This window comes from Streptomyces sp. NPDC059695, assembly GCF_042733785.1.
Lineage (GTDB): Bacteria > Actinomycetota > Actinomycetes > Streptomycetales > Streptomycetaceae > Streptomyces.
On sequence record NZ_JBHWFF010000002.1, the window covers coordinates 551,443 to 566,962 of the forward strand.

Genomic DNA, 15,520 nt, shown 5'->3' on the forward strand with positions numbered 1-15,520 from the left:
GCCTACTTGAAGTACTGGTCGATCTGGGAGGCCGCGAGGGCCGCCGCGATGTCCTGCTCTTCCTTCGCGTGCGAGGCCGCGCTGTAGTCGAGGTGGTTCGAGATGTTCGCGCAGGCGTCGAGCAGCGTCTTCAGCTGGGAGTCCCAGGTCTCCTGCACGGCCGCCATGGCCGAACCGGTGAGGAAGTCGTGGCCCTTCAGCTGGGTGGCCGCCTCGGTCGTGCTCGTACGGGCGTGGTTGCCGTCCTTGGCGAGCCGGCCGTGCAGCGCGTACGCGGCGCTGCCGATGGCGCCGAGCTTGTCCTGGTCGACGCCGAGGTCGGCGTTTCCCCCGCCGCCGCCCCCGGGCTCGGGCGCGACCTGGTTGAGCCTCATGCTCACGTTGGCCGTCGACGTGGACCGTACGGACGCCCACTCCTCTTCGAACGACATGCTCTCCCCCGTGGCGACTGTCCTGCGGTGATCGTTCCGGCTTCGCCTCAGCAAGTTCCTTGCCGGGCGAGGCATCGCGATCGTAGCCCGCCGGTCATCTCCGAGCACCCGTTCGGGCAGTCCGGACAGAGAATCTCCCCTCATTTCCCAGGCGCTCGGGTGCCAGGCGCTCCGCTTCACCTTCGCAACTCGGACAGCCCGGGCGTTCCGGCCCGGGAGCGGCCCCCCGCTCCCGCCTCGATAGGCTCTCCCGGCGCCCCGTCACCACAGGGGCGCCGGAACGACGGGGGGACGTACACGTGGAGCAGTCGCGCACGCGGGAGGTGCCGGCGCGCCGGATCGGCCCGTACCGGCTGATCACCCGCCTCGACCCGCACGGCCCCGCCGTCCCCTGCCGTCGGTTCGTCGCCCGTACGCGGGACGGCGAGCGCACGGTGCTGCTCAGCGCCCCGCTGCCCGGGGCCGACCCGGCCCGCTTCGCCACGGAGGCGGACGCGGCCCGGCGGCTCCTCGGCGCGTGGGTCGCGCCGGTGACGGACCTGGCCGCGCCCGGCGAGAGCCCCTGGTACGCGACCCCGTACGTGCCCGCCCTCCCCCTCCCCGTCGCCCTCGCCGTCCACGGCGGGCCGCTGCCGGAGGCGACCGTGCGGGCCGTCGGCACCGCCCTCGCCGAAGCCCTCGCCGGAGCGCACGCGCAGGGCCTCACGCACGCCGGAGTCTCCCCCGCCGCCGTCCTGCTCACCGCCGACGGCCCCCGGCTGAGCTGCTTCGGGGCGGTACGGGCGGCCGGCGCCGACGGGGAGGCGCGCACCGGCCTGCCGGGCCTCGAACCGGGCGCGCTCGCCCCCGAGCAGGCGTCCGGCGGCCGGCCCCGCCCGCCGGGCGACGTCTTCGCGCTCGGCGCGGTCCTCGCGTACGCCGCGACCGGCCACACCGTGCCCGAGCGGGACGAACTCCCCTCCGCGCTGCGCCCGGTGGTCTCCTCCTGCCTGGCCCGCGACCCGGCGGACCGCCCCACCGCCGCCGACCTGACGGCGGCCCTCGCACCGCCCACCCCGCACCGGACCGTCCTGAACTCGGCCGGCTCCCTGCTCACGCCCGGCTGGCTGCCGGGCCGGGTGGTGGCCGCGCTGGCCCGCCAGTCGTCGGAACTGCTCGCGGCCGAACTCCCCGTCGACACGGCCCCCGACCCCTCTCCCCGGACCTGACCTGATGCTGTCGCCCCTGACCCACGACGATCCGGCCACCGTCGCCACGTACCGTCTCCTCGCCCGCCTCGGCTCCGGCGGCATGGGCACGGTCTACCTGGCGCGCACGCCCGGCGGCCGTACCGTCGCCCTGAAGACCGTGCACGCCCGCCTCGCGACGGACCCCGCGTTCCGTTCCCGGTTCCGTCTCGAGACGGACGCGGCGCGGATCATCGGCGCGCGGCACGGCGCGGCCGTCGTCGACGCCGACCCGCTGGCCGAGACGCCGTGGCTGGCCACGGAGTACGTCCTCGGCCCGCCGCTCGACGACGCCGTCGACCTCGGCGGCCCGCTGCCGGAACCGACCGTCCGTGCCCTCGGCGCGGCCCTCGCCGGAGCCCTCGCCCAGCTGCACTCCTCGGACGTGGTGCACCGCGACCTGAAGCCCTCGAACGTCCTGGTCACCGCGTACGGCCCGAAGATCATCGACTTCGGCATCGCGCGCGCGGCCGGCGACGACCACCTCACCCGTACGGGAGCGGCGGCGGGCACGCCCGCGTTCATGTCGCCGGAGCAGGCGAGCGGCGCGGAACACACCCCGGCGGGCGACGTGTTCGCCCTGGCCGGCGTCCTGGTGTTCGCGGCCACGGGCCACGGCCCCTTCGGCAAGGGCTCCCCGGCCGACCTCCTCTACCGGGTGCGCTACGCCGAACCCGACCTCGGCGGCGTACCGGAGCCGCTGCTGCCGCTCCTCACGGCGTGCCTCGCGAAGGACCCGTCGGCCCGCCCGACGACGCACACCCTGGTGGACCGCCTCCACGACGGCCACGGCGAGTTCGCGGACCATCTGCCGCCGCTGCTCCTCGCCGACATCGCCCGCCGGGCGACCGACGTATGGCTCCACACCCCGCACCGCCTCCCGGCCCCGGCGGAATCCGCGACGACGGCGACGGTCCCGAGCACCCCGCCCTCCCGCCGCCGCGCCCTCACCCTGGCCGGCGGCTCCCTCCTGGGCGTGGCGGGCGCGGGCGCGGGGGTGTGGGCCTGGCTGGGCTCACGCGACAGCACCACCGGCACCCCACCGACGGCCGGGCCCACGGCGATCCCGGCGACGACGGCTTCGGACGGGGCGCCGGCGGCGCTGTGGCGGGGGGAGTCGCTGGACCGCGAGGAGAGCGTCACGCCGCTCCTCGCGGGCGATGTCGTGGGCTTCGCGGAGACGGTGTCCTTCCGGGCGTTCGACACGCGCGAGGGCAAGCCGCTCTGGGAGGACATCACCGTGTTCGAGCCCCAGCAGATCACCACCGACGGCGGGTTCTTCTACGCCTCCGACGGCCCCACCGAGGGCGGGGGCGTCCTACAGATCCGTACGCTCTCTCCCCGCACCGGCAAGGAGGCGGCACCGACCATCGAGATCAAGGGCTTCGACGGATCCCAGTTCGGCACGCAGCTCCTCACCGCCGCCGGCGGACGCCTCATCACCGCCTCGAGGGCCGGACGGTACACGGATCCCATGGAGGACCGCGAACTCGGCTGGCACCTCGTCGCCGTCGACCTGCGTACGCGCCGGGAGATCTGGCGCCAGCCCTACGCGTGGGGCAACGTCCGCCCCTGGCTGTCCCGGATCGTCGGCGACCGGCTGGTACTCGGCAAGAACAGCGACGACCTCGAGTCCTTCGACGTCCAGGCGAGAGATCTGCGCACGGGGCGCCGGCTGTGGCGGCGGAGCGTCCCGCTCAAGGAGTCCATGTCCTTCAAGCCCGGCCAGCTCGTCACCGACGCCCAACACCTCTACCTGGGCGGTGACCGCCTCCGGGCGCTGCGCCTAGGCGACGGCGGAGTGGCCTGGGAGTACGGCAGGGGCTCCGCCTTCGGCATCCCCGCCGTGTCGGACGGCCTCGTCCACGCGAACGAGGCCGGCCGCGGGCTCGTGGCCGTCACCGCCGACAAGGGGGAGAAGCGGTGGGAGGAAGGGTCCTCCGGCCGCAGCCTCACCCCTGAGCTCCTCGCGGTCCCCGTCGTCGGCGAGAAGTACGTGTACGCGCCCGTCCAGGGCGGGCTGAGCGCGGTCGACCGCGAGACCCACCGCTCGGCCTGGGTCTTCCCTGCGGAAGCCAGCCGGTACGTCGTCGACTCCTCGCGGACCCGGATCATCGGGGCGGGAGCGTCGTCCGTCGTGGCCTTCCCCTTCGCCTGAGCGATTCCCCCTCCCTCCGGACCTCCGATCCACCCCCGACCCGAAAGCAGCCCGTGACCCCTCAGCCCCTCGCCGCCGGCGACCCGCTCCGGCTCGGCCCGTACCGGCTCCTCGGCGTCCTCGGCGAGGGCGGCATGGGCAAGGTGTACGTGGGCCGGGACCGCGCCGGAACCACCGCCGCCGTCAAGGTCCTCCGGCCCGAGCTCGCCCACGACCGGCACCTCGCGCAGCGTTTCGTCCGCGAGGCGGACATGGCGCGGGCCGTCACGAGCAAGGGTGTGGCCCGGGTCCTCGGCGCGCAGACCGAGGGCGGACGGCCGTGGATCGCCGCCGAGTTCCTCGCCGGGCCGACGCTCGACGAGGCCGTCCGCGCGTACGGCCCGATGGACGTGCCGACGGTCCGTGCCCTCGCCGCCAGGCTCGCCCGCACCCTGCACGACATCCACGGGGCGGGCCTGGTCCACCGCGACCTCAAGCCCGCGAACATCGTGCTCACCTCGACCGGCCCGCGGATCATCGACTTCGGCATCGCGCGCCCCGAGCACGGCCTGACCCTCACCACCACGGGCCAGATCCCGGTCACCCCGGGGTACGGGGCACCGGAGCAGGTGCTCGGGCAGCGCGTCGGGCCGGCCTCGGACGTCTTCTCGCTCGGCGCGGTCCTCGCGTACGCGGCGAGCGGACGGCGCACCTTCGACGGGGGCCATGTGGCGGCGGTCCAGTACGAGGTGGTGCACGGCACGCCGGACCTGAGCCTGGTGCCGCCGGAACTCCAGACCCTCATCGGCCCGTGCCTCTCGAAGGACCCGGCGTTCCGCCCGGCCCCGCCGCAGGTCGCCGAGGCCTTCGACCCGCCCAGGGGCGCGGACCGGGCGTGGCGCAAGGGTCCGCTGGCGGAGGACATCAGGCGGCGGGAGGAGGCGACGAAGCGCCTGGCGGCTCCCGAGGACACGGCCGTACCCGCCTTCGCGCCGACGCGGCGCCGCTTCCTCACCCTGACGGCGGCCGGCGTGGCCGTGCTCGGCGCGGGCGGCGGCGCCGGGGCCTGGTGGCTGAACCGGCCAGGCGAGTCGCCGACCGCCGGTGTGCCGGCGGCCGTGGCGACTCCGGAGGCGGCCTTCGTCTCCTTCATCGACAGCAAGCCGGGCGAAGTCCCGAAGGCCTTGTGGGGCCCCCTCGACGTGACCGCCCCGAACGGTCGACTCCCGCTGCCCGTGCGCGATGTGCTGGTCGTGCAGGGCACGAACGGCGACCTGCTGGCGCTGTCCGTCACGGACGGCACGGTGCGGTGGCGGGCCAAGGACATCGACGCGGCCGCCGGGTACGTCTCCGTCGCCGACCGGCTCGTCGTCGGTACCGACGGGAACGGCGTCCTGCACGCGTTCGTCGCCTCCACCGGCTCACCCGTGTGGCAGACACAGTCCGACGTCGACGACGTCCTCGCCGCCGACGACACCCACGTCTACCTGGTGACGAAGGCCAACGAGCTGCGCGCCGTCGACGCCTGGACGCTCGCCACCGCGTGGACACGCCCGATGACGTCCCCGCGCTCCCCGGACGGCCCCGCGAAGGCGGTGTCGAGCGGGAAGCGGCTCGTGATCCACGGCCGGGACGGTCACGTCGAGGTTCTCGACACCACGACGGCCGAGACCGTGTGCACGCTCAAGGGCCAGGGCACCCGGGGTCAGGCACCCTCGATCAGCGGCAACACCTTCTACGTCGGCGGCCCCGGCCTGATGGCCCGTCGTCTCGACGACGGTGGCTTCCTGTGGAAGGAGGAGAGCAGGAGCTACGGCGACCCGGAGCAGGGCTGGTCCAGCCCTGTCGCCGACGGCGCCTTCGTCCTCGCCGTCGACGGCTACGTGGCCTACCGGCTCGGCACGGTCGCCGACACCGGCCGCTCCAGCACGGAGTGGTCGGTGGTCATGGGCGAGATGGGCACGACGACCGGAACCCTCACCGCGCCCGCGGTGGAGGGCGGGACGGTCTGGCTGCCCGAGCCGGACGACAGCGCCGTCCGGGTGATGAACAGGAACGGCGACGAGAGGCTGTTCACCGTGACGATGCAGCGCGAAGGCCCCTACCAGCTCGTCAGCGACGCCCACCGCGTCTTCATCGCACGCGGCGGACGGATCGCGGCCATGCCGGTCTTCGCCGACTAGGGTCTACGTCACCTTCTCCGGCACGCCCTCGACCAGCCCGGTGTCCGTACACCCCAGCTCGGCGGCGACGTGCCGGGCCGCCGCGTTCGCCAGGGTGATCTGCTCGTCCCTGATGCCGGGGTGGTCGGCCTCGTTCTCGTCCGCCCGCTCCAGCTTTGCGTCGAGGACGATCGCGTGGGCCGGTGCCGTGAGGCGGCACGTGAAGGAGACCGAGGCGAAGAGGTCGGACGAGGTCGCACGCCGGCCGGTGGCGTAGACCGTCGCGAGGTCCTTGACCGCGTCGGTCCCGGGGACGGCCAGAGCCTCCCGGAAACCGATGCTGAGGACGTTCTTCTCGTCCCCGGCCGTCTCCAGCGCGCAGAAGGGGACGCCTCGTCAGCCGGGCGCTCTTGCCCGCGATGGCTTCGAGGGCGCGGCGGCGTCCGGCTGCTTGGCGAAGCCGCCGCAGACCTCCGAGGTGCCTGCCCCGGGGAGGCGGCCTCGTCGCCTCCGGCTGAACAGCCGGTCGCCGCCAGCGCGAGGGCGGCGACCGGGATCAGGTTCCTGTGGAGGGCGATGCTCAGGGAGCAGCCTCTTAAGGAGCGGAGGACGGGTTCGGAACGGAGACGGGAATCCCGGCAGCTAGACCGTCGTCCTGACAGCCCAGCTCCCCGGAAACCTTCCGAGCCAGCGTGTTGGCGAGTGTGATGAGTCGAGTGCGCTGCTCCAGATCCGTTTCCGGGACACCCGCAGGGCCGCGCACCTTCAACTCGACGACGATGTCGTGTGCAGGCGCCTTCAAGCCGCAGGAGAAATAGAGGAAACCGAGCCCTGACGAGGAGAAGGCCTGCAACCCCGAGGCGTAGGAGGTAACCCGCTTCGCGTGGTTTGGATGCAGTCCCGGAGCCTTCCGCGCAGGGGTGAGCTCGACCATCAGGTCCTTCTGACCGTCTCCCTCGGCCGGCCAGAGCCAGCAGTACCGGACCGACTCCGGTCGGTAGTCGGCAGCCCACTGCTCACGCGAAGCCTTCCGCAGGTCATCGATGGCCTCCTTCGGCTTAGCTGATCCCTCGTCGAAACGGTCACCGCCCATGACGGCCTTAAAAGCAGCCATGGATGCAGCGTCGTTACCGAACGCACTCCCGCAAGCCTCCGACGCTGACACGCCGCCGGTTTCGTCGGTACCAGACCCACCGTCGCCGTCTGAGCAACTCGTGAGGAGGGCGGCGACGGCGAAAGCCGTACCGATTCGTCGCAGGGCAGACCGCATGTCAGTCCTTCTCGTACGGGTCGGGGAGGTTGTTGTCCCGAGCATGCAGGCGCGAGGTTCGAACGTATTCGACAAGGTGCTCATCAAGGTAGTTGGATTGCTCGTCGGTCCAGCCGGGGGCTGTCGCGTAGGCGATGCCCGGCCTGAGCGAGGACTCCTTGCCGTCGTTCAGCGCCTGCTGCTTCAGCTCGTCGGACTTCTTCTTGAGCTCCTCGTCCTTCTCGTACTTCTCCGCCACGTCGTCGGTTTCCATACCGATGAAGGTCGTCACCGCACCGCCCACCGTCTCGGCAGCCAGAGGCACAAGTACACCGCCCGCGCCTCCGGTCAGGGCAACGACACCACCAGCCGCGACCGCGCCAACCCCGAACTTGACCCATTCCGTGGTTTTGCCGACGGCCTTCTTGTGCTCCTCGGAGTCCTTTTCGTAGTCCTTGTCGATCTGCGCCATGCGGGACTCGTCCATGATTCCCTGCGCCTCCGACCCAATCCGCAGGGTCGTGCGAGTGTCTGTCAGGTCCATTTCGTTGAAGGTCGACCCTGGCTTCGGTCCCACGTGATCGAGAACGCTCGTCGTGTACAGCGACTCGGCCGCCGAGAGCGTGGAGTGGCCGGTCTCGCTCTGCGACACGATGCCCATGAAGTTGACGGCGTCGCCGCGGTTCCAGAGCAGCCCTGTATCAAACTCGGACCCGAACCGGGAATGCCCCTTCGCGTCATTGGCGCCGAAGGGAGAGTTCTTCTTCTCCTCCATCGCCCCGTCACTGTCCGTCTCCAGGGAGCGGTTCAACTCGTCGATGTAGGCGGCGCCCATCTTGCCGAGGCTGTCGTCGATGCCCGGCTGCTTGTGCATGTACTTCGGGTCGTCGCCGTACCGCTCGACGACCTTCTGCATGACCTCGGCGTTCTCCTTGGTCCGTACGTCCTTGAGGCCCTCGGGGTCCGCGTCGTACGGGTGGCCGGTGGTCGCGGACTCCAGGGCGTGGCCGAGCGCGTTGTAGCCGGGCTCCTTGGTCAGGTCACCCTTGTCGTTGATCGAGTCCGGCCACTCACGGTCCTTGGTGAAGTAGTCGAACGGATCGATCTTCTTGTCGTCCTTGGTGTTCTCGGGCGTGAGATCGATGCTGCTGTTGAAGAAGTCCGTCGACGCCTTCGGGTTGTGCCCGAGTCCCTCCATGAAGCCGACCATCGGGTCGTTGCCCAGGTCGCCGCCCATCCAGTTGAGGTGGCTGGGGCCGCCCAGCTGGTGCCAGGCCCGGTCGGCGGGCAGCCGGCCGTCGCCCGTCATCTTCCGCTCGGTGACGACGAGCCCGTTGCCGTAGTCCTTCAGGAACTTGTCGTCGTAGTCGCCGACGCGCATCAGGTTGCTCATGACCTGGAAGCCGTACGGGCTGGTGCCGCGCGTCTGGATCGGCTCGCCGCCGGCCTTGATGACGTCGGCCTTCCACTGCTCCATCTCGGGGCTCGTGGAATGGGTCGCGGTGGCGAGCGTCAGACTCCAGTTCGTCTGGAGTTCCTTGAGCTTGTCGCGGTGGTCGACACCGAGCCGCGAGCCGTCGCTCGGGTCGCCCATGTCGGCCCAGTACTCCATGGAGCCCTTCGGTCCGACCTCCAGGGCGAACTTCTCGGCGAAGTACGGGTCCTTCTGGTTGGCCTTGAAGAGGGCGTTGAGCTTGTCGATCTCCTCCGGGGTGGCGTCGTCGCCCTTCTTGTACAGCTCGTAGGCGGCGTGCGCGTCCTCGGCGTCCTGCGCCTTCGAGGCGGCCGCGAGAGAGTCGTAGTTCGTGCCGGAGAAGTTCATCTTGTCGCTGCCGACGAGTCCGCGCAGGGCGCGGGAGGCGACGTCGTCGGCGTTGTTCGCCCGGTCGATCGCGGCCTTGATCGCTGCACGTTCCGCATCGAAGTCGGCCGGCTGAGGCTTGGGGCCGTCGTAGTCCTTGGACCTGCTGTCGGGACGGATGAGGTAGCCGACGACGCCTTCCTGGTCGATGCGCATGCCCTTGCCAGGAGCCTCCGCAACCAGCTTCTCCAGTTCGGCCTTCGCCGCCTGGAACTCGCTCTCGGCGTCCCGCAGGATGTTGCGGATGCTGCTCGCCTCGGTGAGGGCGTCGCCGAACTCCTTGGCCGTCTTCCGGACGAACGCCTGCGTCACACCGGCGTTCTCGCCCTTCCAGTCGGCCTTGTCGGCCTTGCCCTGGAGACCGGTCTCCGCCTTCTCCTTGGTCTTCTCCAGCTTGGTCACCGTCTCCGACCAGACGGTGACGGCCTCCTTGAGGCCGCTCAGGTGCGCGTGGAGGACCTGGTCGAACTTCAGCATCTGTTTCCCTCGTCAGCCGCCGTTGCCGGCTCAGGCTCAGTTGAAGTGCTTGTCGATCTCTGACATGGAGAAGTTCGTGACCAGCACTTCTTCATGGTTGGCGTGGCTGATGACCGTGTCTTCGAGGTGGTTGTGGATGTGTGCGCAGGCGCTGAGGAGCGCCTCGGCCTGGCCGCGCCAGGTGTCCCACATCGTCCACATCGCGGAGCCGGTCAGGAACCCGTCGCCGTCCAGGCCCTTGGCCGCGGTGTCGGTCTGGGCGCCCGCGTGGAAGGCGTCGCGCTCGAACCAGTGGAAGAGCTCCTGGGCCTCGTTGCCGATGGCCTTGAGGTCGGCGGAGGTCACCTTGTAGTCACTGGCCCCGCCGCTGCCACCGGGGTCCGTGGGCACGCTGTTGAGCCTCATCGCCGCGCTCTGGCTGCGGGCTTGGCTCCACTCCTCGTCGAACGACATCTACTTCCCCATGAGTGAGTTACGGACGGCGGGCGGCGGAAGGTTCCGGCTCAGCTCCGCCGCGAGCGAAGGACGGTGACGGCGATGGCGGCGCCGACGAGCACGGCGGCGCCGATCCCGAGGCCGATCCAGAGGCCGGTGTTGCCACCGTCCTCGGAGACGGAGGCCTGGGGGGCGGGGGCCGGGGCGGGGGTGGACTGCGACGGGGCCGGGTCCGCCGCACCGGAAGTGGAGGCGGAGGCGGACGGAGTCGCGGTCGAGGCCTCGGTGAGGTCGTCGATGGGCCGGACGCCGGCCGGACCGGGGTCGCCGGGCGTCTTCAGCGTACGAAGCGGGCGGATGGCTCCGTAACCGACGAAGTCACTGCGCTTCCCGCCGTCCTTGGGCTTGGCGGCGGTGTCGAGCATGACCTTCAGGACCTGGTTGTTGGTCCAGTCGGGGTGCTTGGACCAGAGGAGCGCGGCGGCGGCGGAGGCGAGGGCGGTGGCGTCACTGGTACCGGTGGACTTGCACATGCCGGTGCCACCACCGCAGGCGTGCACCATGTCCTTGCCGGGGGCCACCACGTCGACCTGAGGGCCGTGCTGGGACGTCGAGACGTGCTTCGCCTTGTTGTCGACGGCGCCGACACCGACGACGCCGGGGGTCGCTCCCGGGTACTCGACCCCGTTGCCTCTGTCTCCGCTGTTCCCGACGGAGGCGAAGACGAGAGACCCCTTGTCCAGCGCGTACTTCACCGCGTCGGTGAGTGTCTGCGAGCCCGCGGTGGCTCCCAGCGAGACGTTGATGACCTTGGCGCCGGAGTCGGCCGCGTACCTGATCGCCTGAGGAACGACGCGGTTGAACTCCTCGTCGCTCTCCGCCATGCTGCCGTCGCCCTCGTCGAGGCCGGGGACGCGTACGGGAAGGATCTTCGCTCCAGGAGCCAGCCCGAAGGCCCCGTTCCCCCCGTCCCTCGCTCCGGTGCCCGCGATCAGGCCGGCCATGCCCGTACCGTGACCGAGGTAGTCGGTGAACTCGTCGCCGGACTCGTCCGGAGCGAAGTCCTTGCCCTTGAGCACCTGGCCGCGGAGATCCGGGTTGCTCCTCTCCACACCGGAGTCGATCACCGCGACGGTGACGCCCTTACCGGTACTGAGCTGCCAGATCTCCTCCGCGCCCATGGCGTCGAGGTGCCACTGCTGGGCACGGAAGTTCTCCGCGTGAGCGGGGACGGAAGCGATGCCCACCAGCAGCATCCCCAAGGCGGCCGAGGCGGTGACTCGGGCACGGCTCCGACGAATACTGCTGGTACGCATCTGCTTCCTCGCGCTGATCAGTCGATGACGGGCGGGGCCACGCGGCGGTTGCCCTGCTGCCAGGTCTCCTCGTCCTCGACCAGGTAGTCGGGACGCTCTCCGTTCTGCTCCTCGCGCTCGTCCGGCTTCGCGGCGTTTCCGCCGCGCACCAGGCCGGAGCCGCCGGACGTGAAGGGCTTCCCGCCGCCCGCGGCACCGGCGCGCTGCGCCTTGCCGCCGACGACGCCGCCGGTCTCGCCGGCGAGGCGCCGGCCGCCGGTGATGCCGCTCTGGCCGGTCGCGCCGCCCATGGAGCCGCCCATGCCGTGGGCTCCGCCCATGCCGCGGCCCATGCCGGTCCGGTTCTGTCCGGCGTTCTCGTTGCCGACGACGGTGCTGCGCGGGATGCCGGTCTGCGGCCGGCCCGTGGTGCTGGGAACCTGGCGACCGCCGCTGATGCCCTCACGGGGCATGCCGGGAACGTTGCGCAGGCCGCCGGTCAGCGGGCCGCGGGGGTTGCCGGTGCCGCCGGTCAGCGGGCCGCGCGGATTGCCGGTGCCGCCGGTGACGGGGGAGGTGGGACCCAGGGGGCCCGGGCCGCCCTTCGGGGACAGCGGCGGCATGCCGGGCGTCACAAGCGGAGGCAGACCGCCGTCCGGCTTGGTGACCGGCGGCGGACCGCCCGGGAGCTGCGTCGTCGGCGCGGTGACGTCCGGCTTCGGCGGGGTCTTCACGCTGTCGATGCCGAGGTCCACGGGGACGTCCGGCCGGACCTCGGGTCGGATGACGTGGGTCGGCCCGGTGGGGTCGCCCTTGGGCGGGACCGTGGTCGGGTCGGGCGTGGTCCGGGTGTCCGGCTGCGAGGGCGTGGTGTGCGTCCCCGTACCCGTACCCGTGCTCGTGGAACGCTGACCGCCACCCTGCGAGGAGGACCCGATGTAACCGGAGCCGTCCCGGACTTCCTTCGCGTCGGGGACGAACGCCCCCGGCGGCGGCGGGAACGTGGGCGGCACCTCGTTGTTCATGCGGGAGGTCGACCACTGGTAGGCGGACGAGAGGCGGTACATCTGGTCCGCCGCCGCCTGCTGGTTCTCCCTCTCCTTCGCCTCGATGGCCGCCAGCTCCTCGCTGGGGGACATCTCGCTCCGGGCGTTGCGGGCGATGGTCTGAGAGTCGGGGTCGTTGTGGGCCTTCAGCGCCGCTTGCAGGTTCTCCTTGGCGGACGCGTGGGAGGTGTAGCGCGGCATGGCGCTCTGCGCCGAGGCGATGGCGGAGGCGTTGTCCTCCATCGCGACGGATCCGCGCTCGGCGTAGTTCGAGAGGTGCGTGGTCGAGTTCGCCACGTTGGTGGCCCACTCGACGAAGGCCTTCTCGGCCTCGCCCTCCCAGTCCATGTTCCTCATGCTGGCGCGCAGGTCCTCGGCGATCTTGGCCATCTGCGACGAGACGCTCTTCAGCCGACTCGCCGCGTCGCCCACGTAATAGCTGCTCGCCTCGTCCAGCCACGCCAGCATCTGCTCGTGCTTCATGCCGGCGAAGTTGGTTCCGCCGCCTCCGCCGCCCTCTGCAGGCCTCATCGTTCGCCTCTTCCCCGTGTCCCCGAAATTCCGTCCGCGCCGGCCTACTTGAAGGAGCCGTCGCCCTCGGTCGCCGTGTCGCCCTGACTGCCCGGAACGGTGCGGCCCGCTTCCTTGTCCGCCTTCTCCTTGGCGTCGAACGTCCGCTGGTGGATCTGGATCATCTTGCGCTTGATGTCGTCGTCCATCCCCTCCATGCCGTTCTTGGAGGCGACGACCGCGATCCCGAGTCCTTCCAGGCAGTCGTGGAGCAGGCCGGAAAGCTGCACCAGCTGGCCCAGGACCTCGTTGTAGGCCGAGTAGGCGCCCTGCGCCTCGGCCCAGGCCGCTCCGCCGCCGCCGAACTGCGTGCGCGTGACCGGGTCCGACTTCAGCTTCGGAGCGCTCGCGTCGGAGCCCTGGAGCTGGGTGATGAGCTCCTCGACGCCCTGCTTGAACTTCTGCATGGAGTCGGCGCTGTACTTGACGGCCTGCGTCCGCATCCCGGACGACATCCCATCCAACTCTGCTCGCATGCCGCGACCTCCCCCGTGAACCACCATGCCGTGTACCGCACAAGTCTAGAAGTTCACTGTAGTCAGGAACGACAACAGTGCGCACCTCCCAGTTGCACAAGCAACGGACATCACATGGTTACGAATTGGGCACGGCGACCGCCGCCTGGGGGCGGATCGGGAGGCGGTTGACCGGGCGGCCCGTCGCCGCCCGTACCGCTGAGGCCACTGCGGCGGGTGAGGTGACGACCGGGATCGCGCTCGCCGCCTTCGCGCCGAAGGGGGCGACCACATCGCGTTCCTCGACGAGTTTCACGATGCGAATGTCCGGGGCATCCAGGGATGTCGGGAGTGCGTACCCCGTGAAGTCGGGGTGCCGGACCAGTCCACGGGCCGTGCGGAGGTTCTCCGTGAGGGCCGCGCCGACGCCCTGGGTGACGCCCGCCTCGATGCGGGCGGCGAGCTGGGCGGGGTTCAGGATGCGGCCCACGTCCTGCGCGACGGCCATCTCCACCACGCGCACCGCGCCGAGTTCGATGTCCACGTCCACGACCGCGCGGATCGCGCAGAAGGCGAGGCCGACGAAGGCGTCGCCCTGGCCGGACTCGTCCAGGGGCTCGGTGGGGTGCGGACGGCACTGGGCGGTCGCCCAGAGTTCCTTGCCGTCCATCGCCTCCGTGACCGTGGTCGACAGGACGCCGTCGTACGAGGTGATCTTGCCGTCGGTGATCTGGAGCAGCTCCGTCGACATGCCGAACTTGTGCGCCAGCGGCTGGAGAAGCTGGGTGCGGACCATCTTCGCGGCGCGTTCGACGGCGCCTCCGGAGACCCAGGTGTGGCGGCCGTGCGCGGCGGGGCCGGCCGGCGGCTGGTCGGTGTCGACGGGGGCCACGTGGACCTCGTCGATGCCGAGGGTCTCCTGGACGATCTGCCGCGCGAGGGTCGAGAAGCCCGAGCCCGTGTCCACGGCCGAGCAGATGACCGTGGCCACCCCGTCCAGGACGCGCACGGTCGCCGTCGACACCTCGTCGGCGCCCTCCGCCCCCAGCATGTGCACCATGCCGAGCGCGTAGCCCACGCCGCGCCGCACCGCCCCGGGTTCGCCCGCGCCCTCGGGGCCGCCGGGCAGCAGCCAGTCGCCCTCGGGGGTGTCCTTCGGGAGCAGCGGCAGGGGGAAGTCCCTGACGGCGGAGAGCAGTTCGGCCACGGGGGCCGGGCAGGTCACCGTCTGGCCCGTGGGCAGGATGTCGCCCGTCGCCATGACGTTCCGCATGCGCAGCTCGGCCGGGTCCACGCCCAGCTTCGCGGCCAGCTTGTCCATCTGGGCCTCGTACGCGGCGCAGACCTGCATCGCGCCCTCGCCCCGCACATGGCCGGAGGGGGGGTTGTTGGTGCGGACCGCCCAGCCTTCCACGAAGGCGTGCGGCACCACGTACGGGCCGCAGGCGAAGGCCACGGCCGCCGCGAGCGACTCCGACGACGAGTCCGCGTACGCGCCCGCGTCGAGCAGGATCTGCGCCTCCACCTTCACCAGGCGCCCCTCCGCGTCCGCGTGGTGGCGGTAGCGCAGCAGGGTGGGGTGGCGGTGGGCGTGGCCGAGGAACGACTCCTCGCGCGTGGCGGTGAGTTTGACCGGGCAGCCGGTGCGCAGGGCGAGCAGGCCGAGCGGGATCTGGAAGCCGGGGTCCTCGCGGTCGCCGGTGGCGCCGGGGACTCCGGTGACGACCAGTTTGACCTGCCCGGGCGGCAGCCCGAAGCAGGCGGCGGCCAGGTCGCGGTCGGTGTGCGGGTCGGTGGAGGCCGTGTAGATCTCCACGCCTCCGTCGGGGCGCGGCACGGCGAGGCCTGCCTCGGCTCCGATCGGCGCCGGGTCCTGGCGGCCGATCCGGTAGAGGCCCTCGACGACGATCTCGCCCGTCGCCTCCGGGTCGCCGAAGCGCAGCGGGATGTGCCGGATCAGGTTCCCGTCGGGGTGCAGCGCCTCGGCCTCGAACGCCTTCTCCGGGTCCGTCACCGGGTCGAGCACCTCGTACTCGACGTCGATCGCCGCCGCGGCGAGCCGGGCCGTGTCCGGGTGGTCGGGGGCGACGGCCGCGAGGGGCTCGCCGGGGTGCCGGACCAGTTGGGAGGGGTACTCGCGCCCGGCGGCGGCGCGCCGCCCGGTGGGGCGCCCGCG

General features: G+C 71.5%; 11 protein-coding genes. 3 read left to right on the forward strand and 8 right to left on the reverse strand.

The genetic code is table 11. The features are described 5' to 3' along the window. Positions 1 to 2: 2 nt before the first annotated feature. Positions 3 to 431: a hypothetical protein gene (locus ACFV2S_RS05095; protein ID WP_383690270.1), complete on the reverse strand. Its 429-nt coding sequence runs from the start codon at positions 429 to 431 to the stop codon at positions 3 to 5. Between the two features lie 299 nt (positions 432 to 730). On the opposite strand from ACFV2S_RS05095, the gene ACFV2S_RS05100 reads away from it, so the two are divergent. From ACFV2S_RS05100 to ACFV2S_RS05110, 3 genes are read left to right on the forward strand one after another with little or no spacing between them, the layout of a single operon-like run. After that, positions 731 to 1,639: a serine/threonine protein kinase gene (locus ACFV2S_RS05100; RefSeq protein ID WP_385554331.1), complete on the forward strand. Its 909-nt coding sequence runs from the start codon at positions 731 to 733 to the stop codon at positions 1,637 to 1,639. Between the two features lie 4 nt (positions 1,640 to 1,643). Then, entirely contained in the window at positions 1,644 to 3,815 is a 2,172-nt protein-coding gene (locus tag ACFV2S_RS05105) for a protein kinase (RefSeq protein WP_385554333.1), read from the forward strand. Between the two features lie 53 nt (positions 3,816 to 3,868). Further along, the gene (locus ACFV2S_RS05110) at positions 3,869 to 5,977 is read left to right on the forward strand and encodes a protein kinase (RefSeq protein WP_385554335.1); all 2,109 of its coding nucleotides are present in this window, start codon (positions 3,869 to 3,871) and stop codon (positions 5,975 to 5,977) included. 574 nt (positions 5,978 to 6,551) lie between these two features. Here ACFV2S_RS05110 and ACFV2S_RS05115 read toward each other — a convergent pair. The 7 genes from ACFV2S_RS05115 to ACFV2S_RS05145 all read right to left on the reverse strand — a co-directional run. After that, a complete protein-coding gene (locus tag ACFV2S_RS05115; protein WP_385554337.1) occupies positions 6,552 to 7,070 on the reverse strand; it encodes a hypothetical protein in 519 nt (172 codons plus the stop codon). A gap of 157 nt (positions 7,071 to 7,227) precedes the next feature. Further along, positions 7,228 to 9,543 carry a hypothetical protein gene (locus tag ACFV2S_RS05120; RefSeq protein ID WP_385554339.1) on the reverse strand — a complete coding sequence of 772 codons (2,316 nt, stop codon included), beginning with the start codon at positions 9,541 to 9,543 and terminating at the stop codon, positions 7,228 to 7,230. A gap of 36 nt (positions 9,544 to 9,579) precedes the next feature. Next, the gene (locus ACFV2S_RS05125) at positions 9,580 to 9,996 is read right to left on the reverse strand and encodes a hypothetical protein (protein ID WP_385554341.1); all 417 of its coding nucleotides are present in this window, start codon (positions 9,994 to 9,996) and stop codon (positions 9,580 to 9,582) included. Between the two features lie 50 nt (positions 9,997 to 10,046). Continuing rightward, positions 10,047 to 11,234, reverse strand: coding sequence for a type VII secretion-associated serine protease mycosin (gene mycP / locus ACFV2S_RS05130; RefSeq protein ID WP_385554390.1), 1,188 nt, complete (start codon positions 11,232 to 11,234; stop codon positions 10,047 to 10,049). 77 nt (positions 11,235 to 11,311) lie between these two features. After that, positions 11,312 to 12,802: a hypothetical protein gene (locus ACFV2S_RS05135; protein WP_385554343.1), complete on the reverse strand. Its 1,491-nt coding sequence runs from the start codon at positions 12,800 to 12,802 to the stop codon at positions 11,312 to 11,314. Positions 12,803 to 12,894: 92 nt separating this feature from the next. Further along, the gene (locus ACFV2S_RS05140; RefSeq protein ID WP_385554345.1) at positions 12,895 to 13,365 is read right to left on the reverse strand and encodes a hypothetical protein; all 471 of its coding nucleotides are present in this window, start codon (positions 13,363 to 13,365) and stop codon (positions 12,895 to 12,897) included. A 118-nt stretch (positions 13,366 to 13,483) separates the two neighbouring features. Beyond that, positions 13,484 to 15,520 (reverse strand): xanthine dehydrogenase family protein molybdopterin-binding subunit (locus ACFV2S_RS05145; RefSeq protein WP_385554347.1); only part of this gene is annotated, 2,037 nt, incomplete at its 5' end.